Source organism: Streptococcus mitis (genome assembly GCF_965111725.1).
Lineage (GTDB): Bacteria > Bacillota > Bacilli > Lactobacillales > Streptococcaceae > Streptococcus > Streptococcus mitis_DV.
In genome coordinates, this window is the sequence record NZ_OZ217341.1 from 1,410,997 (window position 1) to 1,436,963 (window position 25,967).

The window sequence follows — 25,967 nt, forward strand, 5'->3', positions numbered from 1 at the left end:
AAACTCGACTTGAGCGAAAGTCCAATAAGTCTTTCCATAATAAAACGCATAGTAGCAAGAGTTCTACACCCGCTATTATGCGTTTTTATAATTTTGAATCCTTTTGCTCACGATACTACTATAGAAAAAGATTTGATTCTGCTTCTCACATAATCAAATCTTTTTCTTTTATTAAAAACGAATCGTTTCACGTGTTTTCTCATATGAGGTAACAAAGCGGTTTGTTACACCAGGCTCTGCCACTTCCAATGCTTGAGAAATCTTGTCAAATGAAGCGTGATAATCAAATTCTTTTTCAAAAATATCTAAAGCTTCGTTAAATGCTTCTTGAATGCGTTCATCAAATGAGCGGTAACGGTTAGAATACTGTAATAATTGTTCTGTCAAAGTTGCATATTGTACAATATTATAAGTTTCCGTTTCTAAAGCTTCCATATCATTCGTTGCAATTTCAAGAACTCGGGTAACAGATTCAATGTTAATCATTTTTTGTTCTAACTCAACCATTAAATCCTCGGTATTATTGCTTGCCGTAAAGAATAACTTCAAGAAAGTTTGTGGAATACCTGGCAGATTGCGTTTTTCCATGTATCGCTTGATAGTATGGAGACGATTGACATAAACATTTGCCTTTTGACGTGCATTGATATCATCTTTCTCAATTTGTGTCAGGCGCTCACTAACTGAAATTTGCTCATCTTCAATATCTTTTAGTTGAGTTTGTAAATCCTCAAGATTTTCTTCAAGAACTGAATAAGCTTGGGTTGGTTCTTCTTGATTTGAAGTTATCTCAACAATAGCTGCCTCAAAACTCTCTAATTCTGTCTGAATACGACGAACATGGCTTGCAGCTGTCTCAGGAAGTAAATAGGTCTTGCTCAAACGTGCAATATCTTCTCCCAATAAAGTATTATTCTCTTTCATATGTTGAAGGTAAGTTGGAAGAGTTGCAAGTAGATTTTCCACTACTTTCTGAGCAGAAATTTCTCGAGTAAAAATATCATACAAGGCATTGATTTCCTCTTGTGCCTGTCCATTCTCATATTCGGCATTATCCAATTCCAACTGGCGAATATTCTCTTGGTTTTTCTTGAATGCTTCATAAAGCAAGTGGAAACGTGCTTCAATATCCGTTTCAACAAAATGATAATTAGCATCAATTAGTTTACGATAACCATCTTCTAAATCTTCTAGTTGATCTGGTAGCTCTTTAGATAATGTTGTTACAATTGCTGGTATACGATCAACAATATGTGTCAAAGCCAAGATATGATTTTCAGCATTATCCAAAATCACAGCAGCTTCTACTGGGTCACCCGATGAATTCAAGGTTACAAATTGTGAAAATTCAGATTGGATATTTTCTAATTGTTTTTCAATCTCATCCAAGGCTTGACCATACTGTTCTGAATTTTCAGCAACTCTATGCTGAAGTTCCTCAAATAAATCCAAAGCATGAAGAACACGACCACTATTTTTAGATTCTTGCTTCTCTAAATCTGCCAAAGCATTGCGAATTTCAGCAATATCTTCTTCAATCAAAGTAATTTGACTCTCAATTTGGTCAATTTGATGACTGGCCTTGAGAAAACGAAATGAATGGTTATAGCCTTCTGCTTCAAAGAGATTATTTTCAATATCGGCAAAAGAGTTGAGAGATAAATCGACCCATTTTTGATTCCATTCACGGAAAGCCACTTGACTTTGTCCAATCAAGTGCATATTTTTTACAGCTTCTACTTCATCATTTACTGGAAGATTGTATAGTTCTTCTTTTCTTTCTTCTAGCGCCTCTAATCTTCCCTCATTTCGCTTACGTAGAAAGATTGCCACTACATAAGCCAGAACTAAAATGACTGCAATTGCAACCATTAAATAAATTAGTTGTCCATTAGACATATCAAACTCCTTTTTTACTTGAAACAATCGTAATGATTATATCATATTTTTTAGACCAAGGGAACTACTTCTCCCGATTTTTTAGACATCAAGTGTACTATAAACGGCATTTTCCTCGATAAACTCACGACGAGGTTCTACTCGATCCCCCATCAACATATCAAAGATTTTATCTGCTTCTGCAGCATCGTCCACAGAAACTCTGGCCATCAAGCGATGTTCGGGATCCATGGTTGTTTCCCATAATTGGTGATCATCCATTTCACCCAGACCTTTATAACGCTGAATAGTTGGTTTGGCACGTCCTTCACTGTGGCGGGCCAAGGCCTCTTGGAGTTTGATTTCTTGATCTGCACCTGGCTGGATGTATTCTTTAATCTCGCTTCCAACCTTGACACCATAGATTGGTGGTTGGGCAATATAAACATAACCAGCTTCTAGGATTGGTTTCATATAACGATAAATCAAGGTCAAAAGAAGGGTACGAATGTGGGCTCCATCGACATCGGCATCGGTCATCAAAACAAGTTTTTGGTAACGGGCTTTCGAAACATCAAATTCTGCTCCAAATCCTGTTCCCATGGCTGTGAAAAGACTACGAATTTCTTCGTTGGCTAGAATTTTATCCATACTTGCCTTTTCAACGTTCAAAATCTTACCGCGGATTGGAAGAATTGCCTGAAATTCACGGTTACGACCAGATTTGGCTGATCCACCCGCTGAGTCTCCTTCGACGATGAAGAGTTCTGTTTCAGCAGGATTGTTAGAAGAACAGTCTGCTAGTTTCCCTGGAAGGTTGGAAATTTCCAAACCAGATTTTTTACGAGTGACTTCACGCGCACGCTTGGCAGCCACACGAGCCTTAGCAGCTAAAATCCCTTTTTCCACGATACGTTTGGCAATCTGTGGATTTTCCATGAGGAAATCGGAGAAGGCATCACTGAAGAGGCGATTGGTAATCTTAACCACTTCGCTATTCCCCAGTTTGGTCTTAGTTTGTCCTTCAAACTGTGGATTTGGGTGTTTAACTGAGATAACTGCAGTTAAGCCTTCGCGGACATCTTCCCCTGTTAGGTTGTCTTCATTGTCTTTTAGTAACTTATTCTTACGAGCATAATCGTTGATGACACGTGTCAAGGCTGTACGGAAACCTTGTTCATGCGTTCCACCTTCATGGGTATGAATATTATTGGCGAAACTCATGACATTTTCATGGTAACCAGTTGTGTACTGCATGGCTACTTCAACTGTGATATCATCCATCTCACCATCTGTGTAGATTGGTGTATCAAAGATCACATCCTTGTTCTCATTGATATACTCAACGTAACTAGCAATTCCACCTTCATAATGGTAGTGCTTGGTTTGTTCCAAACCTTGACGCTTATCTGTAATTGAAATTTGAAGACCACGATTTAGAAAGGCCAACTCTTGAATCCGTTTATTTAATTTATCAAAATCAAAAGTTGTTGTTTCAGTGAAGATTTCTGGGTCCGGTGTGAAATGAACCGTTGTTCCAGTTCTATCTGTATCCCCAACCACCTCAAGGTCTGCGACAACATGACCACGACGGTATTCTTGGTAATGAATTTTACCATTTTTGTGGACATGGACGTCTAATTGAGTGGAAAGGGCGTTTACTACTGATGAACCTACTCCGTGAAGACCACCTGAAACCTTGTATCCGCCACCGCCAAACTTTCCTCCAGCGTGAAGGACAGTAAAGACAGTCTCAACGGCAGGTCGCCCTGTTTTTTCCTGAATATCGACTGGGATACCACGCCCATCATCGACAACAGTAATCGAATCATCTGGCTCAATAAAGACTTGAATATGGCTGGCAAATCCTGCCAAGGCCTCGTCAATTGAGTTATCAACAATTTCCCAGACTAGATGGTGAAGACCTTCTTTTGAGGTTGATCCGATATACATCCCTGGACGCATACGAACAGCCTCTAAGCCCTCTAAAACTTGAATTTGACTGGCATCATAATCCTGTGCCTGCAGATTTTTGATTTCTTCTGTCATCTTATTCCTTTTTCTTACATGTCTAATACTTGTCTTAAATTCACGATACTGGTAAACAAGTGGGTAGCTAGTCCTGCAGCTTGCCCGGCTTCGATATCAATCGGTCGATCACCAATGACAAGACCTGAGCTAATCTGATACTTTTCTCTTAAATAAATCATAGACTCAGGATTTGGCTTTCTCTTAAAACCTGAACTAGAAGTCACTACTTCTGTAAAATAGGTTGCTATAGAAGTTTTTTCTAAAATTTCTAAGACCTGATTATTTCGATGAGAGACCAAAAAATGACGCCCACCTTGTTTTGAAATATCTTCCAATAAGTCAGAAACTCCTTCAAATAAAATCGGGTGTTCTAGCTCTCTGGCTTCATTTTCCTTGTACTTTTCTAAAAAATGCTCTAAGTTGGGAGCGAATGCCTCAATCGCAAAAGGAGTAGAAACCTTTAAAGCTTGATAAACACTGTCATGGTCTTGTGTGATGCCATACAGTGCCAATGTTTCAACAAATGCAGCTGTTGAAGTTTCATAATTATCCAGTAAAGTTCCACCTAAATCCCAGATATAATCGTGATATTTCATACCCTTCATTATAGCATTTTTTTATGAAAAAAGCGATGATTTCCCTGATTTTTCCACATAAAAAACGAGAGAATAACTCCCGTTTTAGTGATTTTTACCAAAGACATCTCGATAGAGCATTCCTGTTCGTAAAGTCTCTGCGTCTCCTCCTAATTGCTCCACCAACTCGTAGGCAAAGGCAAGGGCTGTCGAGGGACCTCGACTGGTTGTCAACTGACCATCTACCACTACTGTTTCTTTGACGTAGTGACCATCAAGGATTTGCTCTTGAACGCCGTCATAACAAGTGTACTGCTTGTTTTTCAATAGCCCTGCTTGATTGAGGGCAATTGGCGCCGCACAAATAGCTGCTAATTTTTTTCCTTCTCGTTCGAAGCTTTGCAATTCTTGAATCAAGGCCTGATTATCCCGTAAATGTGCAGAACCAGGCATCCCTCCAGGAAGAACAATCATATCATAGTCTGATAAATCACCATCAAAGACACGATCTGTTCTTACTTGGATTGCATGCGAACCCGTTACTTGCTCTTCAAATCCTACCATATCACATGTGATATTGGCTCGACGCAAGACATCTACAACTGTCAAAGCTTCAATTTCTTCAAAGCCCTGAGCTAACATAACTGCTACTTTAACCATGATTTTCTCCTTATTTAATTTGTTTTAATACAACCTTTTTCCGCTTGAATCGGACTTTTCCACTCTTTTCTTCAGCTAGATTAGTCTGGTAACTCATCGATAAAAGCAAGCCAACACCAATCAGATTACTGATAATAGCCGATCCCCCTTGCGAAATGAAAGGCAGTGGAATCCCGGTCAAAGGAAGCAAGCCCGTTACAGCACCGATATTCTCAAAGATGTGGAAGAGCAACATCATAATCAAGCCAGTGGAAATATAGGTGTAGAACTGGTTATTTGATTTAAGAGTAATCTTCAACATACGGTAAATGAGCATAAGATAGAGGGCAATAACCAGGACAGAGCCAATAAAGCCAAAATCTTCTGCAATGACTGTGAAAATCATATCCGACTCACGAACTGGAATAAGCAGATTAGAAGCATTAAACCCTTGTCCAAATAAGCCACCGCTTCCAATGGCAATCTGTCCTTGAGCCTGCTGGTAAGTCGTTGTTTGGGCAAACTCAAAGGGATTGAGCCAAGCCAAAATCCGATTGATTTGGTAGGTCGGCATTCCAATCTGGTGAAGAAAAGCTCGTCCGTCCTTGCTAATAAAGATGGCTAAGAAACCAGCAACTCCTGTTACAGCAGTCACAAATACTGGGATAATAATTTTCCAAGAAACCCCTGATAATAAAACGATTCCTGAGAAAATGGCTACAAAAACCAAAGCCGTCCCCAAGTCACTTTGAAGTGCTAAAAGAACTAGGACTGGAATGGTAAAGACAATCATCCAAAAAATTAATAAAAAGTCCAGCGGAACTGTGCGTCTCCATTCCTTATGTTTCTTTGTAAATTGAACAATCACACGAGCCAACATGAGAATATAGGATATCTTCATAAATTCTGACGGTTGGAATAGGGTAATTCCATTTATTGATACCCAGTTTTTGGCACCCGTTGATGCAACTAGGCTTGGATTATAAAAGACGATCGGCAAGACCATGAGTCCCAAACCTAACATATATAGAAAAGGGGTCACTTTCCAAAGAAATTCTGTATTAAAGAGCATGACGATAAAACCAATCACAAGCCCCAAGGCAATCCAGGCGACCTGCTGCCCTAAAATGGGCAGAATATTATTTGGATAATCATGACTAACAGCTATATAGATAGCCACCACGCCAATAACCAGTAGAAAAAATACTGGCAAGAGCAAACTATAATCGACTCTAGAGTCGAGAGAACGTTTCATATACACTAACCTTATACTTTCATACAATACTATTTATCAAAGTTCATTTAAAAATCTATCAATAGCCTCATTAACTTCAGATTGAGCAATCGTTGTAATACTCGCTTCTTTTGCTAGAGAAGTCACTATTTGCTTGCCGTATCGTTTTCCGACAATTCTTCTATCCAAAACAAGGGTTAAGGAACGTTGGTGTTCGCGTCTCATACTTCTTCCTAAAGCCTGTTTTAAACGAATAATGGCCATTGGCAATTGATAATCATAAAAGGCATTTTTCCCTTCTTGAATTAGTTCCTGATTGATCTTTTTCGTCAAGGGCTCTTGAGGATTTTGGAAAGGAAGTCTTGGTACAACTTGAATCACAAAAGGATGACTTGAAAAATCAACTCCCTCCCAGAAACTTGCTGCACCAAGCAGGATTTGTTGTTCACCTTTTTCAAAGCGTTTCTTAAGCTGATGAACATCCCCATTTTTATACTGGGCCAAGTGGCTAACTAGAAGTAAATCCGATACTGCTAGAAGCATGTCTTTAGCAGTAAAGAGAACTAAAATCGGTTGCTGGAAAGCTTGAACATCCATCAGCAAATCAGCTATCTCTTGAGCATAAACTTCTAAGGAGGTTTCTGTTACCAGGGGGAAATCTTTGACCAAGACCACTTCTTGATCCTGTTTTTTACCAGCTTCGACCTTGACAAATTTAGCTTCAGGATAGCCTAGAAGGTCTGCCAAAGAAACTCTCTGACTAATCTCAAGAGTAGCCGACACTCCCAAGACTTGACATGAATTAGGTACTAAAGAAGATAGGAGAATACGGCCTGATTTTGTAGAGGAAATTTGAATTTTCTTTTGACTCGTTTCAATTACTTCAAGCCAGTAATCTCGGTCAGCTGTAAAATAGTGGACTAGTTCCCCAAAGCCTTCTACCTCTAATTCTGAAAAATACTGGTGGAGATTGGCAAGAGAATCTAAGATATTTTTCCTAGATTTTCCAGACTGAAATTGTTCTATCAAGTAGAGGCATTCAAAGCGAATACTTTCTAGTATTCGTTGTTGAACCCTGTTTTCTTCTCCTACTGAAGCCTTATCAAGCAAATCGATAATAGATTGGATATCGTAGGTCTCTTGAAGCAGATTTTCTAGAGCTAACAAAATCTTTTGAACTTCATCAATAATCAATAAACGGTCACTAACAAATTCAGGATTATCTTCAAGTCTGGTTACAAGATAGGCATGATTGGTCACTAAAAGCTTGCAAGTTTGTGCCCTTTCTTGACTACGTTTCCAAAAATCTTCCGTCACAAATAAGCTCTGGGATGATAAATTCCCATCATGACGAAGATCTGTCAAAAAATGTTGATAACGGTAGAGTTGACCAATTTCATCCAAATCCCCGGTTTCTGTCTCTGTCAACCAGACCAAGAGTTGCATTTTAAAGCGTCTAAATAAGCGATTTTCATCATTTTCCTGCAAGGAACGATAAAAGGCATCCAGCTTCAGATAATTGTGTGGTCCCTTTAAACTATGAATATCTATATGGAACACTTCCTTAAGACGTTTACCTTCTTCTTCCATGATCTGATTTTGAAGAATCTTTGTCGGAACGCTAAGGACAATCTGACGATTTTCCACTTGGGACAAAGCGGGTAAGAGATAGCCATAGGTTTTCCCAATCCCAGTTGGAGCTTGAATCAGAGAGACAGGCTCATCTTTCAATAGCAAGCCAACCTCTTTAGCAAAACTTTCTTGTTCCTCCCTCACTTCAAGGTTCAACAAAGAAATATTTTTAGAAAAATCTTGAGATAGTTTTCGTGGCTCATTGGGAGCTGCAGTTTTCTTGAAATACAGTCCTTGAACTTGGACCAAGTTTGGTGAACTCAGGATAGATTGACTTCGATAAATTTCTTCAATAACCAGATAGGACTCATATAAGAGAGCATCAGCCATTTCCAGCAAGCGTTCCAAAAGTCCTTTAGGAAGTTGGGCCATCTTTTCCCGTAGAAATAAGAGTAATTCCGCAGTAGCTTGGGCATCTGAAAGGGCTGTGTGGGCATGTTTTAAAGGAATTCCTAATTCCTGACACAATATCGGCAAGCTATATTTTTCCAGTTCAGGGAAAAAGACCTGGGCCAATTCGACCGTATCAACACGAGGATTTCTTAGTTCATAGCCTTCAAAAAATAAATTTTCCGCCAAGAGATTGGCATCAAACTGAACATTATGGGCTACAAAAATCCCATCCTCCACCAAGTCAAAGATTTTTCTGGCAACTTGCGAAAAATCAGGTGCTTGCGCCAGACGTTGGTCAGTTAGCCCTGTCAATTCTTTAATATGAGCATCTAAGGGTTCATGTGGATTGACATCCGTCGTATAGTGATCGACGATTTTTCCGTCCTCAATCACGACAATTCCCACTTGGATAATTTTAGCCTTACTACCTGTGCTAGTTGCCTCTAAATCCACCACAACATAGCGATTACCAATCGTTTTCATTATAAAAAATTATACCAAAAAAAGGGCCATTTGGCACCTGCAAACATAGGATAATTTTCAAACTCAAGAACACTACTTTTCTTAAAAATCCCATCGAATAGAGCATTCTAGCCTGCTGATTTTTGTAAAATAGTGAAGAAATACGAAAAATTGAGAGAAGAAATGTTTGCATCTTCCTTCTCTCAACGAATCATTTACTTTATTTAACCATATCAGGATCGTAATCATAAAATCCTGTATCAAGGAAACGGTTTTTAGGGTGTAACTTGCGTACTTCCTCATCCAGCAAGAAGGCTTGGTCATGGCTAAAGTTGCCCTCTTGGATCAAGCTACGCGCTTGGATAAAGAGTTTTGCAATCTCAACAAAGTTCTGACCAGGTGTATAGAGACCTTCTAATTTCCAGTGAGTAAAGCCATGCTCCACCAATTCTGTTAATTTGGTCATCAAATCGAGGTCATTGTTGGCAAAGATGTGGGTACCATGATTGTCTTCAAAGATAGAGTAATGGCTCTCAGGATCACTTGGCTCAGCCAAGAAAAGGTCACGCTTACGGGTCTTTTCATCATCGATATGCGTAAAGTTATAGTAGTTTTGCAAAAGTGGACGTTTAGAATGATGGATGACACTGGCACCGTAAACCAAAACTTCAGCAGGAATTTCCAAAATCTCTGGCATTTTGAAGAGTTCAGCTGATGGAATTTCACGCGCCAAAACAGCCTCAGATGCGCCAGCCTTTTGTCCCCAGAAGTTTATCTGACGACTACTAGTTACCATAGTCGAAGCATCGTAGATGGTCTTAAATGAATAACCATCGCGATTGACCACATAAAAGACACCTGCATCCCCAATTGTAATGTAATCTGTCTTGATTTCTTCCAAAAAGTCTAAAAAAGACTTGATACGGTCCATCATATCTTGGTGCATGAGGGCATTGACTGCAACAATCAATTCCTTACCAGCATCATGAACCAGCTCAGCGATTTCACGCAATTGGTCATGACTAAAGGTTGTTGGCAGACGAAGGCCAAAATCTTTCTCCCCGACATAGATACGGTCTACGCCAGCTTCGAGCAGTTGTTTAACTTGTTCAATACTTTCAGCAGTTGCTGTAATGATAATCTTTTCCATAGGAAAAATTATACCATATTTCTCCAAAATCAGCCATGCTTTGAAAATGAAAAGGGACTTTATTCTTTTTGTAACCTTTCTGTAATAATTCTCTGCTGAAAAAATGATAAAATAGGTATGTACTGTTAAGGAGAGAATCATGCCCGTAAGAAAATTACAATCCTATGAGGTAGACTATCAAGAAGAATTAAACCAGCAACTTCCTCATTATCAAGCTTATACACCTGAAGCACAAGCTGATAGCAATCTCAAAGAAATTTTATTTTTTGTCAATATCGCTGTTTTTTGTATCTGCATTGCCATCTTTAGTTTTATCTTTTTGTCATTAAAATTAACAACTGTGCTCGCCTTACCTGCAGCAATAGTATCCAGCTTACTTGTTTTAAAAGTCCAACGCTCTATTATCAAACGAAAACTTAAAAAATAAACATATCGCCCCATCTGGAGCGATATGTTTATTTTTTCTTTTTAGATGGTGTATGAATGGCAATCTTCACTTCAAAGATTGTTCCTTTTGGTTTATTATCTTTGACAGTAATGGTTCCTTTTAGCGCATCTACAATTTGCTTGGCCAGAGATAATCCTAAACCAAAACCACCTTTTTGACGGGTTCTAGCCTTGTCCACTCGATAAAAGCGGTCAAAAATTTTCTTCTTATCTTCTGTGGAAATACCGACTCCATTATCAGAAACAAGTAAATACAGATTGCGATCTGTCGCCGAGATAAGAAAATCAATTTCACCATCCTCCTCAGTATACTTGACAGCATTATCGAAGAGAATCGTCATCAACTGCTTCAAGAGAAGCTGATCCGTCACAATCGGACGATGGATACGATTTTCAAAACGGAAGACACGATCATTTTCCGAAGCAATCATCTCATAGTTTGTAAAAGTCGTATTGAAAAAACTAGTTGGAACTTCTGCAAGCTCCGGCTTAATCCCATCATCTCTCCGAGCTAAGTTCAGCAAGTTTGTCGTCAAAAAACGCATATTTCGGACTTCTTCCAAACTCGATGCAATGCTTTCGCTCACATCCATAATGGTAGCTTCTGGCTTACGGAAAAGGGTCTCTAAGCGATTTTGCAAAACTGCAAGTGGAGTCCGTAACTCATGACTAGCATTTTCCACAAAAGACTGCTGCTTCTGCATACTTTCAAGTAAAGGCCGAACACTGACCCTAGCTAGATAGAGACTGGCAAGCAAAGACAAAATCCAGAAACTTGCCATCACAATCACAATCAATTGCTCATGCTTTTGACTGGCCTGCTCTAACTGACTGGTATTTATCAAGACAGCGGCATACTTGATATTGGTTGAAACCGAACTGATATTGGTTTCCATCAATATCATACGATAGATTTCTTCCTGCCCATAGCTATTAAAAACCTGAATCTGATAGATATGTCCTAGTTCTTTCTTTTCTAACTTAATCTTATCCAAGCCCAAAAATCGATTTCCAGAAAGGAGCTGGGTAAAATTCTTATCAAAAAGAATAACCTCCGTATTGGAGCTGACATTGGGTTTCACCTCAGTCTTGCTAGAATCTGTAGCGGCATTTTCTAAATCTTTAATCTCTTCTGTTGCCCTATTTACTGCCAGCTGAATAACTGCTTGAGGATTTTCACTCAGTCCGTGGAGCTTATCATCCACCGAAGTATAGAGACTCGAATGCATGACTTGTAAAATAATCAAGGTCATGGTGGAGAAAATCAGAGTGAAGACACCAAAGTTGCGGATAAAATAACTAAAGTCATCCGCATACCATGTTTTTTTTAGTTTACTGAACATCTTTTAAAATATACCCAACACTGCGTAAGGTTTGCAAATTCTCTGCAAAAGTGGTTCCTTTTAATTTCTTACGGACTTTTGAAACATAAACTTCGACAACCGAAATCGTTGTGTCACTATCAAATCCCCATAGACGATCAAAAATCTGCGTCTTAGGCAAAATAACATTTTGATTTTGAAGGAAATAAACTAGTAAATCGAACTCTTTCCCCAGCAATTCGACAGTAGTATCTTCAACCTTAACGGTATTTGTTGATAAATTGATGAGAATATCTCCATAAGATAGCGTATTTTCATTAAACTTACCTGAACGTTTGAGAAGGGCCTGAATCCGCATTTTGAGTTCTTCTAGGTAGAAAGGCTTGGTCAGATAATCATCCGCTCCCAGTTCAAATCCATGTCCCTTGTCATCCAAACTTTCCTTGGCGGTCATGATCAGAACTGGTGTCGTAATTCCCTTTTCACGCAATTCTTTCAAGACTTGGAAGCCATTTTTTTCTGGTAACATCAAATCGAGCAAAATCAAGTCATAGACACCACTTTCAGCTTCGTAGAGACCCTCTTCCCCATCAAATACCTGCATGACATCCGCAAAATCGTCTAAAAAGTCAAATACTGAATTTGACAGGCCTAGGTCATCCTCAACCAATAAGATTTTTATCATGAGAAACTCCTCCTTATTAAAACCATTATACCAAATTTGCCTTAAAAAAAACTCAACTCTCTCTCACTTTAAGAGAGAAAGTTGAGTTTTTATTATTTTACGAATGTTTAAGCTTTCCCATATTGAAGAAGGACTGCTTCCACTGCAGCTTTTTCACGGTTAATCAAGTCAACACGCGCTGCAATCTCCTTGATTCCCATACCGATGTTACGGCTAAGAGCAAGGTCAGAAAGTTGCGGTTCAAAGAATTCCTTGTACTCTGCCAAGCGTTGCTGAGTCTTAAATACGTGAGCAGGAAGGATAACAAAGCTATCAAAGCTCATATCTCCTCCAAGAGCTGCCTTAATCCAAGCCCAGTTTTCACGCGCCCAAGACCAAGCTGTTTCCTGAGTTGCTTGGTGAGCTAGGAATTGGTAATACCAAGCAGACAAGTCTTGTGGTTTGACCACAAATTTGTCCTTCCAAGAAGTAATCAAGTTTTGGATATTATCCGCATCTGTACTGTAAGCAAGAGCTGCTGCCAACTGGCGTTTAAAGACAGCATCTGTTGCATGAGTATAAGTATCAAGATAAAGTGCTAACAAGTCTTTAGTCTCATGATGTTTCATCTCATTGATCAGAACTTGTGAGCGAATAGCTGCTGGAAGTCCTGCAAGCTGATCCTTGTGGGCTGCGAAGATTTGGCTAGCGACTTGACTAGCTTCTGCATCATTTGAGCGAATCATCATAGAAACAGCCAACTGACGAACCAACTCATCCTCATCTGATTCTCCGTCTTTAGCTTCAAAACCAAGACGGTCATAGTTGTGACGAGCCAATTTAGCAACTAGTGCTTTGAAGGCTGTTTCAGCTTCTGTTCCTTCATCAATAAAGCGCTCAAGGGCCGAAATGACTTCAGAAACAGCTGAAACGACAAGGTAAGATTCTTCTTTAGCAAGTTTATCAAGGACTGGGAGCAAGTCTGCATAAGAAATGTGCCCTGCCTCAGCCAACAAACGACGTTCTTGAACAATTTGCAGTTTGCTTGTGTTATCAAGTGTCTCTAGCTCAGCAAGAACAGCTTCTAACAAGTCTCCTTGATAGTCTGTAATGTAGTGGGCTGTATTTTCAGTGTTGAGACGAAGTGCTGTTTTGTTTTCAGCAAGAAGGGCTGCGTAGCCAGGGATTTCGATGCTTTCAGTTTCAAGTGTATCAGGCAAGCCTTTCCAGTTACTATTGAGTGGCACAACCCAGAGACGGTTCTTGTCTTCGTGCTCACCGATGAAGAATTGTTTTTGTGAAATCTTCAAAACATCATTTTCAACTTTGACAGTGAGAACTGGATAACCAGGTTGTTCCAACCAAGAATCCATGAAGGCTGCAACATCACGACCTGATGCTTGACCAAGAGCATTCCAAAGGTCACGACCAATTGTATTGCTGTATTGATGTTTTTCAAAGTAGGCATGCAAACCTTTGGCAAAATCAGCATCACCTAGCCAACGACGAAGCATGTGCATAAGACGGCTTCCTTTGGCATAGACGATAGCGCCATCAAAGAGCGTATTGATTTCATCTGGATGTTTAACTTCGACGTGAACAGACTGAACACCATCAGTTGCGTCACGTTCAAGAGCGTGAGGCACTCCACCTGTTTGGAAATCTTCAAAGATATTCCAGCTTGGTTCGATGGTATCCACACAGACATATTCCATCATGTTAGCAAAGCTTTCATTGAGCCAAAGGTCATCCCACCATTTCATAGTAACGAGGTTCCCAAACCATTGGTGAGCCAACTCATGTGCCACAACTAGGGCAACTTGTTGACGACTGGCAAAGGTAGAGTTTTCATCTACAATTAAGCAAACTTCACGGTAGGTTACAAGACCCCAGTTTTCCATAGCACCAGCTGAGAAGTCAGGGAGAGCGATGTGGAGAGATTGAGGGATTGGGTACTTAACTCCGTAGTAATCTTCGTAAAACTCGATGGAGCGAACGGCGATATCCAGTGAGAAATCAAGGTTAGATAATGGATGGGCTTTCGTTGAGTAGACACCTACAAGGGTACCGTTTTTAGTTTTAGCCGTCACACCTTGCAAATCACCCGCAACAAAAGCCAACAAGTAAGAAGACATGCGAGGTGTTGTCTCAAATTTCCAGATACCTGTTTCCTTACGGTTTTCAACTTCAATCTCTAGCATGTTTGACAAGGCCAATTCACCTTCTGCTTGGTCAAAACGTAGAGAGAGGTCAAAAGTTGCTTTGGCTTCTGGCTCATCCACACATGGGAAGGCTTCGCGGGCAAAATGGCTCTCAAATTGAGTAGACAAGACTTCCTTCTTGACTCCATCAACTGTGTAGTAAGATGGGTAAATCCCTGTCATGTTGTCTGTAATTTTACCAGAAAAGGCAAGAACCACTTCAACTTGACCAGCCTCAGCCAATTCGATATGAAGGGCTTCATTGTCATGGTCAACTGTAAATGGACGAGCTTGACCTGCAACTTCTACAGAAGCGATTTCCAAGTCTTTTTGATGAAGGGAAATGCGGTCACTCTGTGCTTGACCAGTGATGGTCACTTTCCCTGAAAAAGTCTTGGTCTCACGACTCAAGTCTAAAAATAAATCATAATGTTCAGGAACAAATTGCTTAATAAAATGTTCAACTGCTTGCATAGTTTTCTCCTATTCTAAGTTTAAGAGCTGCTGCTCTTCTTCAAACAAACTTATTATATCATATTTTGCTTGAGAAAAAAGGATTGGACGGCAATTTCCAAAACTTTCTTCCGTCTAGCAGTCTACAGGGGGTAGACCTTGCGAAATTCTTCTAAAACAACCTTGCTGTCAGGTGTAAAATTCTGTCCTGCCTCCCTCATCCACTCGGTGAAAAAGTCCTCATGAACCTGACGCCAATAGGCTAAAGATTTATCTCCCTCGCCTTCCTTGTAGGCATGGTCAGCTGACACTCGATTGAAGGGTTTAACAGAAACCTTTGTAATTTCGACAATGCAGACAGCCTGATTTTGACTATCTAAAATGACATCGAAGGTCCCTTCTTGCGGAAAGGGTTCATCTTCTAGTGCATAGAGGTCGTAGGCTGATGCTGTTGCAGTCTTTTCGCCTCTTAAAACCAAATCTGCTAAAAGGTCTGGTTCCACTCCAAAAGCCCAAGCATCTATCCCATCTCCAATCGAGGGGTTAATTTGCTTGTAGGCATTCCACATTTCTTGCGGTGTCATAGGGTACTCCTTTGTAATTTTTTACTTTCTTCTTTTATGTGTTTAAGATGATCTGGATGGTCAATTTCTAAATCAAAAATATCCGGAATAGAGCTATAATGGAGAATGCATTCAATACCCAATTGATTCATTTTTTGTATGAAAGAAGTATTCAGATAGCCTGCTACAGCAAAGTCAATCTTTTTCGTCCTTGCTTTATCCTGCATCTGCCTCAGCATATCTAACATAATTGGACTTTCCATATTATGCCATTGACTGTTTCTCACAGTCGCAAAAATAAAAGAAGTCAAATCATTCATTCCAACTACAATCTTTGAAATGCCCGTTTCCAGTATCCTATTCAAGTCAAAATATGCTGACGGTAATTCAATCATCGTGCCAACTTTCCCAGTAAAACCCTGCTGACGCAATACTGTAATAGCTTGCTTTAACTGCTCAGCATCATTGACAAAAGGAAAGATAAGAGACAGATTGGGATTGGTTTGATAAACTTCTGTAACGACATGTGCTTCAGCCTGAAATTCATCCGGACACGCCAGCAAACGCCTAGTTCCTCTATATCCAAATAAGGGATGATTTTCATCAAAATACTCTTTAGTTCCCTCTAAACAATTGGCTTCTGTATTCGTTAATTCTGAAAAACGATACCAGACCTCTTCATCCGAGTACAAGGAACAAATAGTGTCTAGATAATCTTTTACAAATTGCTGACAACTTGATAACAGGATGTTTTGATTGAGCTCTCTCAATAAATATTCCCCACGAATCATGCCAACATGATGAAATAGTTGTGGGTAAACTTTTTCAACAAGTTTTTCGCCACTAAGAGCAAGTTGATTTTTCATCATTCACCTTCCAATTCATGTAAGAAGTATTGCCCAGTTCTGGAAATCCTAATAACTCTGCTTTGACCTTCAAGACTAATAGCGATGCATTTCTTCTGTAATCTCTTGAATATCCATCCAAACATATCCCAGTGAATCATTCGCACCATCAGAGACAGTTTCAGAAATCGTAACTTGAGGTGCACTCTCATTCATTTCAACATCATACAAGGCCATGATATGGTGAACCATAAAATTTTTTAACTCTTCCCTGACGAAAACATCGTAGATTCGAGGATTAGAGTAGCTTCTAACAGTAAATCCCGTCTCTTCCATAACTTCTCTAGTCAGCGTTTCCGTCAGTCCTTCACCAAGTTGCTGACTGCCTCCAGGTAGATCATACCGATGTTGATAAGGGCCTCTCGTTTTTTCAATGCAGAGTAACTTCCTATTTTCAAAGCAAACAGCGTAGACTCCAAAGTGTCTTTTGATTTCCATCAGATCCTCCTACTTCAAAGACCAGCCACCATCTATTGTCAAAATTTGTCCCTGCATGGCAGATGCCTTTCCACTGGCCAAAAAGAGACTGACTTCTGCCACTTCCTCTGGTTCTATCCAACGTTTGATGGGTGTTTCACTAGCCACCCAGTCAGCCAATCCACCTGGCTCAAAATCTGCAGCGGTCATAGCTGTCTTGACTGCTCCTGGAGCAAGCCCAAATACCTGAATCCCAGCTTCTGCATAGTCTAGAGCCAACTGCTTGGTAAAGCCTGCCAAGGCGTGCTTCGAAGAAGTATAGGCGTGTCCACCGCCACCTGCTAGGCTAGAAGCGATGGAGCACATATTGATGATGATTCCCTTTTTATTTTCCAACATTTGTGTCAAATAAAATCGAGTCAACTCTACTGGAGTCACGTAGTTAATTTCAAAAATTTCTTGAATTTCCTGCGCTGTCTGTTCCAACAGTGGTTTATAATCATCCAAAACTCCAGCAGTATTGCACAAAATATCCACCTGTGGACACCAGTCAAAAATAGGCTCCAAGCCCAAGGTCAAATCTCTCTGTAAAAAGTGGAAATCACCCTGTAAGAGTGGATATTCACCTTGGTCAACTCCATAAACTTGATAGCCCTTCTCTAAAAAGAGGCTAGCTTGAGCCAGACCAATCCCTGAACTAACGCCTGTAATGAGTACACATTTAGTCATGCACTTCTACCCAATCCGTCGCCAAAACATCACAAGGTGTCGGACTCCACATGGAAAAACCTTCTCCTTCTCCAGACACGTTGATTAGGAAATAGGGCGTCACTTCAAGTGCAATCCCGTTTTGTTCAATAGTATCAAAGAGTTGGACATAGTTTTCAGCGCCTCCCCAACCAGTTCGTACATATTTTTTCTTAGCCTTTAACCCAGGCAGCATTTCTTCAAATGTCATATTTTTCTCCTTTGATTCTACATTCTTCATTTAATTATAACAAAAAAACCGCTTTACAACGGCTTTTTGACCGTGATTTATTCAACTCTGCTACTACTTACGGCAAATTATTCCCTGCTGCAAGATAAATTTCATACCATTCTTTTCTTGTTAAGCTAAAATTTGCCGCTTGGCTAACTTCTCTCAAGTGATTAGGATTTGTTGTACCTACGACTGCCTGCATTTTTGCTGGATAACGCAATATCCAAGAAATGGCAATAGTTGAAGAGGTTACTCCATATTTAATAGCTAAACGCTCAAGTACTTGATTTAAAGCTTGAAATTTTTCATTGCCAACAAAATTCCCTCTAAAATACCCGAATTGTAAGACAGACCATGCTTGAATGACCACATCGTGTAATTTACAATATTCAAAAATGCTGCCATCTCGCATAGCTGCTTGACTATCTTCCATATTAACATGAAAACCTGATTCAAATCCTGGAGTAAAAGCCGCACTCAATTGTAGCTGATTAACAGCTAACGGCTGCTTGACATCTTTTTTAAGCAACTCCATCATCATAGGATTTTGATTAGAAACTCCAAAATCTCGAACCTTACCTTGTTTATAAAGAAGATCAAAGGCTTCTGCTACTTGGTCAGATTCCATCAAAGCATCTGGTCGATGAAGAAGCAAGCTATCTAAATACTCAACCTGCAATCTTTCTAAAATCCCATCAACTGATTTTATAATATAGTCCTTAGAAAAATCAAAATAGGTAAATTCTTCAATGCGAATGCCACATTTGGACTGAATCCACATCTTTTCTCTTAAATCTGGACGATTTTTTAGGACAAGACCTAACAGTTCTTCACAACGACCACGACCATATATATCAGCCAAGTCAAAAGCATTGATTCCAACAGACAGTGCTGTTTCTACAAGCTCTTCAACTTCTTTTACAGACTTATCTTCTATTCTCATCATTCCGAGAACAATTTCTGATAATTCTTTGTCAGCTTGACCAAGAGTTATGTATCTCATCAAATTTTTCTCCTTAAATTTCTAACATTCTTCCCTTCATTATAACAAAAAACCGCTTTGCAACGGCTTTTTGACTATATTTCACTCCATTTTATCTTCTTAAACCCACGGAACAAGAGAAAAATGCCAATAAAAAGAACAGCTAAAGGAATGAATTTTGTAAGGAAAACATTTGAAATGCCCATCCACGCATAATAACGGAGCAGAAACCCTACCACAAGATGGGCAACAATCATACTGACAAAGGGACGAAAAATCGGTTCTTTCCAATTCCAAATACTGATGACTAGGGAAATCGTAAAGACAGACAAACTATCCCAGGGAGCAGGAAGATAAAATGCTCCTTCTTGTACAAAACTTCCTATTCCTACATATCCCAGAACAACTAGCAGAACAAGAATCCCAACGATAATATAGGTGCTAATTTTCACTTTAGAAGAATCTTGGACTAAACTCCATCGTAAGATTGTGGCTACAAGCCAAAATCCAATCAAAAAAAGAAGAAGTTGCCCTAAAAACGTAAGCAAATTGACTGTTAAGAGAGGACCTTTAGAAAAATCACCCAGTAGATGATAGTAACGTAATATCGCTAGGACAAAAATTGGCGTCAAAAGGGACTCCTTGATAGAACTGCGTGGTGCTTCCTTGAGAATCTCTTTCATTATTTTTTTAGGATTCTTACCTAAATACTCCTCTGCACTCATGCCATCTCGTTCTGCTTCTGAAAAATCTAACATCATCAAATAAATCTGCTCTCTGAGATAGTCTTCATCATAGAGAAATCCAGCAAGATTAAAACTATCCCACAGTTCCTCAAAATACTGCTGATTCTCCTCAGAAAACTCATGCAGCAAAGCGCTTGTTTCTTCATAATACTTCATTTTCTTCATGGTTTAACCCCCATTCTTAATCCCTTCTACTTTTTGACTCAAATCGTCCCATTGTTGCCAAAAGACTGAGACTCGCTCTTCTCCTTCTTTAGTTAACGAAAAATACTTCCGATCTGGACCATCTGGCGACGGACGCATGTCGCCTCTTATCCATTGATTTTTTTCTAACTTTTGCAACAAAGGATAAATAGTTCCTGGAACGATAGTATCAAATCCAGCCTCTCGTAGAGTCTGAACCAACTCATAACCATACCGCTCTTTTTGACCAATCATATCCAAGACACAACCTTCAAGAACACCTTTTAATAGCTGAGTTTCTTTCATCCCTTCTCCCTTCTAATCTATTTTGTAATACCTACTAGCAACTTCACCTATAATATACCACTTTCACACTAGTTTGTAAAGCATAATAGTTAATACTCTTCGAAAATCTCTTCAAACCACGTCAGCATCGCCTTACCGTAGATATGGTTACTGACTTCGTCAGTTCTATCCACAACCTCAAAACAGTGTTTTGAGCTGACTTCGTCAGTCTTATCTACTACCTCAAAACGATGTTTTGAGCAACCTGCGGCTAGTTTCCTAGTTTGCTCTTTGATTTTCATTGAGTATAAATAAAAAAACAGAACTAGCATAAACTAGTCCTGTCTATTTTTACCCAATCACACTTCCGTTTGGTACAGCTGGATCAACTGTAAGAAGGGTTAATTGTCCATCATGTTCAGCTGAGAGAATCATCCCTTGGCTGACATATTTTTTCATCATTTTACGTGGTTTGAGATTGGCAACAATTTGAACTTTCTTGCCGACCAATTCTTGTTCATTTGGATAGTATTTTGCAATTCCAGAAAGAATTTGACGATCTTCTCCATCACCAGCATCCAAGCGGAATTGAAGCAACTTATCAGAACCTTCCACTTTAGACACCTCTTTAACTTCGGCAACACGGATTTCGACCTTGTCAAAGTCTTCAAACTTGATTTCTTCCTTGTTGAGTTTGAGTTCGACTTCGTCTGGATTCCATTCTTTTTCGACAGCTGGCTTGTTACCTTCCATTTGTTCCTTGATATAGGCGATTTCTTCTTCCATATCCAAACGTGGGAAGATTGGTGTTCCTTTGGCAACTACAGTCTCATCTGCCGGGAAGTCAGCCAAGCTCAAGTTTTCAAGGCTCGCTACTTCTTCCAAGCCAAGTTGAGTCATAACCGCACGACTAGTTTCCATCATAAATGGTTCAATCAAGTGAGCGACGACACGAAGGCTGGCTGCCAAGTGGCTCATAACACTTGCCAATTGGTCACGAAGAGCCTCATCCTTGGCCAAGACCCATGGTGCGGTCTCATCGATGTATTTATTGGTACGAGAGATAAGGGTCCAGACTGCTTCAAGAGCACGTGGGTAGTCAACTGCTTCCATGTGTGTATGGTAGTCTGCGATTGATTGTTCTGCAACCTCAGCAAGAGCATGGTCAAACTCTGTTACACCCTCTACATAGGCTGGAATTTGTCCATCAAAGTATTTGTTAATCATAGAAACCGTACGATTGAGGAGGTTCCCAAGGTCATTGGCCAATTCGTAGTTGATACGGCCTACATAGTCTTCTGGAGTGAAGGTTCCGTCTGAACCAACTGGAAGGCTACGCATGAGGTAGTAACGAAGCGGATCTAGTCCATAACGCTCTACCAACATTTCAGGGTAAACGACATTCCCTTTAGACTTAGACATCTTACCGTCTTTCATGACAAACCAACCATGGGCAATCAAACGATCAGGTAATTTAACATCCAACATCATAAGAAGGATTGGCCAGTAGATGGAGTGGAAACGAAGGATGTCTTTTCCTACCATGTGGAAGACTGTTCCATTCCAGAACTTGTCAAAGTTACTATGTTCGTCTTGACCGTAGCCAAGAGCTGTCGCATAGTTAAGAAGGGCATCAATCCAAACATAGACAACGTGCTTAGGATTTGATGGGACTGGCACACCCCATGTAAAGGTTGTACGAGAAACTGCCAAATCCTCTAAACCTGGCTCAATAAAGTTGCGCAGCATTTCATTCAGACGACCATCTGGAGTGATAAATTCAGGATGGGACTTGAAAAAGTCTACCAAACGGTCTTGGTATTTGCTGAGGCGAAGGAAGTATGATTCTTCGGATACCCATTCAACCTCGTGACCTGATGGAGCAATACCACCAGTTGCATTTCCAGCTTCATCACGGAATACTTCTGCCAGCTGGCTTTCTGTAAAGAATTCTTCATCTGATACTGAATACCAGCCAGAGTATTCACCCAAATAGATGTCATCTTGAGCCAGCAAGCGCTCAAAGACCTGTGCGACAACTTTTTCATGGTAGTCATCCGTTGTACGGATAAATTTATCGTATGAGATATCTAGTAATTGCCAGAGTTCTTTGACTCCAACTGCCATCCCATCAACATAGGCTTGTGGTGTAATGCCAGCTTCTTCCGCTTTCTGCTGGATTTTTTGACCATGCTCATCAAGACCTGTCAAATAAAAGACATCGTAGCCCATCAGGCGTTTGTAACGTGCTAAAACATCACAGGCGATGGTTGTGTAGGCAGAACCAATATGAAGTTTACCAGATGGATAGTAAATCGGTGTTGTAATATAAAAATTCTTTTCAGACATAATTTTTCCTTTCCAGGCTAATGAAACCTGTTTTTCTAACACTTCATTATATCACATTTTTAATGATTTTCGATAGGGAAATCCATACAAAAACAAGATAGACGAGTGTCCATCTTGTTGATCTTATTCATAACGAAGGGCTTCGATTGGGTCAAGTTTCGATGCCTTGTTGGCTGGCAAGACTCCAAAGATCATACCCACGCTAGCCGAAACTGCAAGACTAAATAGGGCAACTGGGATTGATACTCCAACTTCTATACCCGTAATCAAACCTTGCAGTAACAAACCTGCTAAGGCAGTTAAACCACTTGCAATTGTCAATCCAATCAAGCCACCTAACAAGGTCAAAATCATGGATTCAATCAAAAATTGGATTAAAATATTGGCACGTGTTGCACCCAAAGCCTTACGAAGACCAATCTCACGGGTACGCTCTGTAACAGAAACCAGCATAATGTTCATAACACCAGTTCCTCCAACAAAGAGAGATATTCCTGCAATGGCACTAATAACCGTCGTCATAAAACTAAACGATTGTTGAACTTCTGCAAATGCAGCTGACTCATCTGCCACTTGATATTCTCCCTGTTGCAAGCCAGCAAGCTCTGTCATTTTTCGTGCTAATTCTGGACCCAGAGTTTGAGTCAAGCTTGTGTCATTCACTCGAAAGACAATATTAGCTATTTCATCTACATTAAAATTCGCAGCAAGGGAGATATTTGTGGTAATGGGCAAGCCGCCAAAACCATATATTTTTGAACGTTTAGCCTCTGGACTAGTATAAACCCCAATAACCCGGTAACTAAATCCATTGACTTCTACAACCTTGTTAATAGCCTCTTGAGGAGAGCCAAATAAACTAATGGATAATTCTTCATCAAGCAAAATGACACTTGCAAATTCTTTGAAATCTTGTTCTCTCAGACTACGTCCCGCAAGAATTTCATTATTAACAGCCTCCATATAAGTTCTGTTTCCACCTGTCAAATTAGCATTTTCAACCTTTTTATCTTTATAAGTCAAAATGGCGTTCGTTGAGTTGGTTACATAGTAGTTATCCACTCCCTTGAGTTTGGCTGCCTCCTTGACCCAAGATTCTTGCGGTTTTGGTGGTTCAACATGAACTTCCTCTTCTTTTCCAGAAACCGTAAAAGCTGATTGTTTCTGAGTAAAAGACCCATCTTTACTTTTTTTAGAAGAGAAAAAGACACTAATATTCTTCTGAGATTTGGTCATATCTTTGTTGAGTTGACGAGATAGGGAATCTCCCAAAGCCATAATCACAACAACTGATGAAACACCGATAATAATCCCAATCATGGTAAGCAAAGAACGCATCTTATGAGCCATGATAGATGAAAAGGCAAATTTCAGATTCTGCATCTTAGTTTTCCTCCTTTTCTAACTGAGCACTATCAGACGAAATGACCCCATCTCGAATGACAATCTGACGTTTGGCATAAGCAGCGATTTCAGGCTCATGCGTTACCATGATAATAGTTTTTCCTTCTTTATTTAATTCAACCAATAATTGCATGATTTGGTTGCCTGTTTTGGTATCCAAGGCTCCTGTCGGTTCGTCTGCTAAGATAATAGAAGGATTGTTTACCAAGGCACGCGCAATAGCCACACGTTGCTTTTGACCACCAGATAATTCCGAAGGCAAATGATGACTACGTTCTGTCAATTCAACCTTATCTAGATATTCCTCAGCCAACTTGCGACGTTTTGAAGCCGAAACTCCTGCATAAATCAAGGGCAATTCTACATTTTGCAGAGCATTGAGTTTGGATAGAAGAAAGAACTGCTGAAAGACAAATCCGATTTGTTGGTTGCGAACCTTAGCTAGTTGTTTTTCACCCAATCCAGCCACTTCTTGACCTTCAAGATAATACTCTCCACTAGTTGGTGTATCCAACATCCCAATCGTATTCATGAGAGTAGACTTACCAGAACCAGATGGTCCCATAATGGCAACAAACTCACCCTCATTCACTTCTAGGTTGATATTTTTGAGAACCTGCAGTTCTTGGTCACCGTTACGGTAGCTTCTGCAGATATTTTTTAGACTAATTAGTTGCTTCATCAGCCTTCACCTCTTTTCCTTCCTCTAGAGAAGACGTTGGGTTACTGATGACCTTGACTCCATTTGTCAGACCTGAAGTGATTTCTTGGTTGTCTGCATCAGCATTGCCCAAACCAACTTCCACTTTCTTAGCCTTTTTCTGCTCGTCAAGCACCCAGACATAGTTCTTATCATTTTCAGTCACAACACTTGTTAGAGGAACCAAAATGGCTTTACTCTTATTCTTGACCTCAACACTTACTGAGAATCCTTGTTTCAAATCACCGATTTCACTTGTAACATCGATGGTATATGGATATTTAGAACCAGAATTACCAGAAGCTGCGGCAGCTGGACTAGCTGCTTCACCATTGTTTTTAGGATAGTCAGAAATATAGCTTAATTTCCCAGTCCATTTTTTATCAGGATACACTTTAGAAGTAAAGCTTACTTCTTGACCTACAGATAGGTTGGCGAGGTTATATTCAGATAATTCTCCCTTAACTTGCAAGTTTTCATTACTTACGACATGAACGACTACTTGGCTAGCTCCTGTTGGAGATTTAGAAACATTGTGGTTGACTTCGACCACAGTTCCCTCTAGGGTACTGAGAACCGTCATTGCATCTAACTGACTTTGAGCCTTACTTAATTGTGCTGCTGCATCTGCACGAGCATCACGGGCATCACCCAACTGAGCGTCAATAGAAGCAACAGAATTTCCAGCCACTGGAGTTGGGCTTTGCACCGTTGCATCTTCTCCTCCTGCTGGCGCAGAGGCTTGAGGAGCCGGAGCTGAAGCGGCTTCATTTCGTGCTTGATTGAGTTCATTGATATGACGATCTGCCTTAGCTACTGCCCGACTCGCTGAATCATAGGCCGCCTGGGCTTCTGAACTACTGTACTTGACTAAAGCCTGCCCTTCACTGACTTTATCACCCACAGAAACAAGGATTTCATCTAAATCTCCCTTACTAGCATCAAAATAAACATATTGTTCATTTTTTGCTGTTACTGTCCCTGACAATAAAACAGAGGATGCCACGCTTCCTTCCTTGGCAACAACAAGATGAGTAGCCTCATCTTTTACAGCAGTCTGAGATGGTTGTCTAAAGAGCAAAATCCCCCCAGCACCTAATACAACTACACTCGCAGCACCGATTGCTGCATACAATTGCCACTTTTTAGCTTTACCATTCTTTTTCATAATGAAACTCCTTTTTGATTTAAAGTTCTTAACAATATTATACAAAAATTATCAATTTGAAACAATAACATTTCAGAACGAAATAATGACATTTCAGGATTTAATTATTGTTCGGATTTTATTTTTGTTATTGTACTAGTTATATCATACACTTTATTTTTCCTTTTTGCAAGCCTTTTCTTTAATTTTTTTGAACGTAGCAGAT

The 25,967-nt window shown here is 39.9% G+C and carries 22 protein-coding genes and 2 pseudogenes; 1 reads left to right on the forward strand and 23 read right to left on the reverse strand.

The window, feature by feature from the left end; translation table 11 throughout:
- Nucleotides 1-171: 171 nt before the first annotated feature.
- From ezrA to ACLV7Q_RS07000, 7 genes are all read right to left on the reverse strand, one after another.
- Nucleotides 172-1,899, reverse strand: a complete 1,728-nt coding sequence (gene ezrA / locus ACLV7Q_RS06970) for a septation ring formation regulator EzrA (protein ID WP_218757625.1) — start codon at nucleotides 1,897-1,899, stop codon at nucleotides 172-174.
- An 81-nt stretch (nucleotides 1,900-1,980) separates the two neighbouring features.
- A complete protein-coding gene (gene gyrB / locus ACLV7Q_RS06975) occupies nucleotides 1,981-3,927 on the reverse strand; it encodes a DNA topoisomerase (ATP-hydrolyzing) subunit B (RefSeq protein WP_050242423.1) in 1,947 nt (648 codons plus the stop codon).
- A gap of 14 nt (nucleotides 3,928-3,941) precedes the next feature.
- Nucleotides 3,942-4,505, reverse strand: coding sequence for an HAD family hydrolase (locus ACLV7Q_RS06980; protein WP_218757626.1), 564 nt, complete (start codon nucleotides 4,503-4,505; stop codon nucleotides 3,942-3,944).
- A gap of 84 nt (nucleotides 4,506-4,589) precedes the next feature.
- Nucleotides 4,590-5,144 carry a DJ-1 family glyoxalase III gene (locus ACLV7Q_RS06985; protein ID WP_218757627.1) on the reverse strand — a complete coding sequence of 185 codons (555 nt, stop codon included), beginning with the start codon at nucleotides 5,142-5,144 and terminating at the stop codon, nucleotides 4,590-4,592.
- 10 nt (nucleotides 5,145-5,154) lie between these two features.
- Nucleotides 5,155-6,378, reverse strand: a complete 1,224-nt coding sequence (locus ACLV7Q_RS06990; protein ID WP_173306988.1) for an FtsW/RodA/SpoVE family cell cycle protein — start codon at nucleotides 6,376-6,378, stop codon at nucleotides 5,155-5,157.
- 36 nt (nucleotides 6,379-6,414) lie between these two features.
- Nucleotides 6,415-8,865 carry a bifunctional DnaQ family exonuclease/ATP-dependent helicase gene (locus ACLV7Q_RS06995; protein WP_218757628.1) on the reverse strand — a complete coding sequence of 817 codons (2,451 nt, stop codon included), beginning with the start codon at nucleotides 8,863-8,865 and terminating at the stop codon, nucleotides 6,415-6,417.
- A gap of 199 nt (nucleotides 8,866-9,064) precedes the next feature.
- Nucleotides 9,065-9,994, reverse strand: coding sequence for a peptidase U32 family protein (locus ACLV7Q_RS07000; RefSeq protein ID WP_218757629.1), 930 nt, complete (start codon nucleotides 9,992-9,994; stop codon nucleotides 9,065-9,067).
- A gap of 139 nt (nucleotides 9,995-10,133) precedes the next feature.
- Here ACLV7Q_RS07000 and ACLV7Q_RS07005 point away from each other — a divergent pair, with 139 nt between their 5' ends.
- Nucleotides 10,134-10,421, forward strand: coding sequence for a DUF3270 domain-containing protein (locus ACLV7Q_RS07005; RefSeq protein ID WP_112443507.1), 288 nt, complete (start codon nucleotides 10,134-10,136; stop codon nucleotides 10,419-10,421).
- Between the two features lie 28 nt (nucleotides 10,422-10,449).
- Here ACLV7Q_RS07005 and ciaH read toward each other — a convergent pair whose 3' ends face one another.
- The 16 genes and pseudogenes from ciaH to ACLV7Q_RS07085 form a co-directional block, all read right to left on the reverse strand.
- Entirely contained in the window at nucleotides 10,450-11,784 is a 1,335-nt protein-coding gene (gene ciaH / locus ACLV7Q_RS07010; protein ID WP_218757630.1) for a two-component system sensor histidine kinase CiaH, read from the reverse strand.
- Nucleotides 11,774-12,448, reverse strand: coding sequence for a two-component system response regulator CiaR (gene ciaR, locus ACLV7Q_RS07015; protein WP_000590628.1), 675 nt, complete (start codon nucleotides 12,446-12,448; stop codon nucleotides 11,774-11,776). Before ciaR ends, ciaH begins: the two co-directional genes overlap by 11 nt.
- 107 nt (nucleotides 12,449-12,555) lie before the next feature.
- Entirely contained in the window at nucleotides 12,556-15,102 is a 2,547-nt protein-coding gene (locus ACLV7Q_RS07020) for a M1 family metallopeptidase (RefSeq protein WP_218757631.1), read from the reverse strand.
- Nucleotides 15,103-15,224: 122 nt separating this feature from the next.
- Nucleotides 15,225-15,665, reverse strand: coding sequence for an ASCH domain-containing protein (locus tag ACLV7Q_RS07025; protein ID WP_218757632.1), 441 nt, complete (start codon nucleotides 15,663-15,665; stop codon nucleotides 15,225-15,227).
- A pseudogene (locus tag ACLV7Q_RS07030) lies at nucleotides 15,625-16,510 on the reverse strand (putative PEP-binding protein). Before ACLV7Q_RS07030 ends, ACLV7Q_RS07025 begins: the two are co-directional and overlap by 41 nt.
- Nucleotides 16,488-16,987: pseudogene (locus ACLV7Q_RS07035) on the reverse strand (NUDIX hydrolase). The pseudogenes ACLV7Q_RS07030 and ACLV7Q_RS07035 overlap by 23 nt, the downstream one beginning before the upstream one ends.
- Before the next feature lie 9 nt (nucleotides 16,988-16,996).
- Complete coding sequence (locus ACLV7Q_RS07040) at nucleotides 16,997-17,695, reverse strand: 3-oxoacyl-ACP reductase (protein ID WP_173213706.1); 699 nt, start codon at nucleotides 17,693-17,695, stop codon at nucleotides 16,997-16,999.
- Nucleotides 17,688-17,924 (reverse strand): DUF2829 domain-containing protein, encoded by a 237-nt coding sequence (locus tag ACLV7Q_RS07045; RefSeq protein WP_000142161.1) that lies wholly within the window; start codon nucleotides 17,922-17,924, stop codon nucleotides 17,688-17,690. Before ACLV7Q_RS07045 ends, ACLV7Q_RS07040 begins: the two co-directional genes overlap by 8 nt.
- 97 nt (nucleotides 17,925-18,021) lie before the next feature.
- On the reverse strand, nucleotides 18,022-18,948 hold the full coding sequence (locus tag ACLV7Q_RS07050; RefSeq protein ID WP_218757634.1) for an aldo/keto reductase: 927 nt from the start codon (nucleotides 18,946-18,948) through the stop codon (nucleotides 18,022-18,024).
- Between the two features lie 74 nt (nucleotides 18,949-19,022).
- Nucleotides 19,023-19,838 (reverse strand): hypothetical protein, encoded by an 816-nt coding sequence (locus ACLV7Q_RS07055; protein WP_218757635.1) that lies wholly within the window; start codon nucleotides 19,836-19,838, stop codon nucleotides 19,023-19,025.
- A 3-nt stretch (nucleotides 19,839-19,841) separates the two neighbouring features.
- Entirely contained in the window at nucleotides 19,842-20,162 is a 321-nt protein-coding gene (locus ACLV7Q_RS07060; protein WP_000665422.1) for a PadR family transcriptional regulator, read from the reverse strand.
- Nucleotides 20,163-20,251: 89 nt separating this feature from the next.
- Nucleotides 20,252-20,443, reverse strand: a complete 192-nt coding sequence (locus ACLV7Q_RS07065) for a hypothetical protein (protein ID WP_225904730.1) — start codon at nucleotides 20,441-20,443, stop codon at nucleotides 20,252-20,254.
- A gap of 49 nt (nucleotides 20,444-20,492) precedes the next feature.
- Nucleotides 20,493-22,490: a methionine--tRNA ligase gene (metG, locus tag ACLV7Q_RS07070; protein ID WP_218757636.1), complete on the reverse strand. Its 1,998-nt coding sequence runs from the start codon at nucleotides 22,488-22,490 to the stop codon at nucleotides 20,493-20,495.
- Between the two features lie 123 nt (nucleotides 22,491-22,613).
- Nucleotides 22,614-23,873, reverse strand: a complete 1,260-nt coding sequence (locus ACLV7Q_RS07075) for an ABC transporter permease (RefSeq protein ID WP_218757637.1) — start codon at nucleotides 23,871-23,873, stop codon at nucleotides 22,614-22,616.
- Between the two features lies 1 nt (nucleotide 23,874).
- On the reverse strand, nucleotides 23,875-24,576 hold the full coding sequence (locus tag ACLV7Q_RS07080) for an ABC transporter ATP-binding protein (protein WP_000811471.1): 702 nt from the start codon (nucleotides 24,574-24,576) through the stop codon (nucleotides 23,875-23,877).
- Entirely contained in the window at nucleotides 24,560-25,765 is a 1,206-nt protein-coding gene (locus ACLV7Q_RS07085; RefSeq protein WP_218757721.1) for an efflux RND transporter periplasmic adaptor subunit, read from the reverse strand. Before ACLV7Q_RS07085 ends, ACLV7Q_RS07080 begins: the two co-directional genes overlap by 17 nt.
- Between the last annotated feature and the right edge of the window lie 202 nt (nucleotides 25,766-25,967).

Bases quoted from the DNA above. Each gene is read 5' to 3' on its own strand.
- ACLV7Q_RS07055 (WP_218757635.1), bottom strand. From the start codon at position 19,838: ATGAAGAAAATGAAGTATTATGAAGAAACAAGCGCTTTGCTGCATGAG.
- ACLV7Q_RS06985 (WP_218757627.1), bottom strand. From the start codon at position 5,144: ATGGTTAAAGTAGCAGTTATGTTAGCTCAGGGCTTTGAAGAAATTGAA.
- ACLV7Q_RS07080 (WP_000811471.1), bottom strand. From the start codon at position 24,576: ATGAAGCAACTAATTAGTCTAAAAAATATCTGCAGAAGCTACCGTAAC.
- ACLV7Q_RS06995 (WP_218757628.1), bottom strand. From the start codon at position 8,865: ATGAAAACGATTGGTAATCGCTATGTTGTGGTGGATTTAGAGGCAACT.
- ACLV7Q_RS07065 (WP_225904730.1), bottom strand. From the start codon at position 20,443: ATGAAAATCAAAGAGCAAACTAGGAAACTAGCCGCAGGTTGCTCAAAA.
- ciaH (WP_218757630.1), bottom strand. From the start codon at position 11,784: ATGTTCAGTAAACTAAAAAAAACATGGTATGCGGATGACTTTAGTTAT.
- ACLV7Q_RS07020 (WP_218757631.1), bottom strand. From the start codon at position 15,102: ATGCAAGCAGTTGAACATTTTATTAAGCAATTTGTTCCTGAACATTAT.
- ACLV7Q_RS07075 (WP_218757637.1), bottom strand. From the start codon at position 23,873: ATGCAGAATCTGAAATTTGCCTTTTCATCTATCATGGCTCATAAGATG.
- gyrB (WP_050242423.1), bottom strand. From the start codon at position 3,927: ATGACAGAAGAAATCAAAAATCTGCAGGCACAGGATTATGATGCCAGT.
- ezrA (WP_218757625.1), bottom strand. From the start codon at position 1,899: ATGTCTAATGGACAACTAATTTATTTAATGGTTGCAATTGCAGTCATT.
- ciaR (WP_000590628.1), bottom strand. From the start codon at position 12,448: ATGATAAAAATCTTATTGGTTGAGGATGACCTAGGCCTGTCAAATTCA.
- ACLV7Q_RS07000 (WP_218757629.1), bottom strand. From the start codon at position 9,994: ATGGAAAAGATTATCATTACAGCAACTGCTGAAAGTATTGAACAAGTT.
- ACLV7Q_RS06990 (WP_173306988.1), bottom strand. From the start codon at position 6,378: ATGAAACGTTCTCTCGACTCTAGAGTCGATTATAGTTTGCTCTTGCCA.
- metG (WP_218757636.1), bottom strand. From the start codon at position 22,490: ATGTCTGAAAAGAATTTTTATATTACAACACCGATTTACTATCCATCT.
- ACLV7Q_RS07025 (WP_218757632.1), bottom strand. From the start codon at position 15,665: ATGACACCGCAAGAAATGTGGAATGCCTACAAGCAAATTAACCCCTCG.
- ACLV7Q_RS07045 (WP_000142161.1), bottom strand. From the start codon at position 17,924: ATGACATTTGAAGAAATGCTGCCTGGGTTAAAGGCTAAGAAAAAATAT.
- ACLV7Q_RS06980 (WP_218757626.1), bottom strand. From the start codon at position 4,505: ATGAAATATCACGATTATATCTGGGATTTAGGTGGAACTTTACTGGAT.
- ACLV7Q_RS07050 (WP_218757634.1), bottom strand. From the start codon at position 18,948: ATGAGATACATAACTCTTGGTCAAGCTGACAAAGAATTATCAGAAATT.
- ACLV7Q_RS07040 (WP_173213706.1), bottom strand. From the start codon at position 17,695: ATGACTAAATGTGTACTCATTACAGGCGTTAGTTCAGGGATTGGTCTG.
- ACLV7Q_RS07005 (WP_112443507.1), top strand. From the start codon at position 10,134: ATGCCCGTAAGAAAATTACAATCCTATGAGGTAGACTATCAAGAAGAA.
- ACLV7Q_RS07060 (WP_000665422.1), bottom strand. From the start codon at position 20,162: ATGAAAGAAACTCAGCTATTAAAAGGTGTTCTTGAAGGTTGTGTCTTG.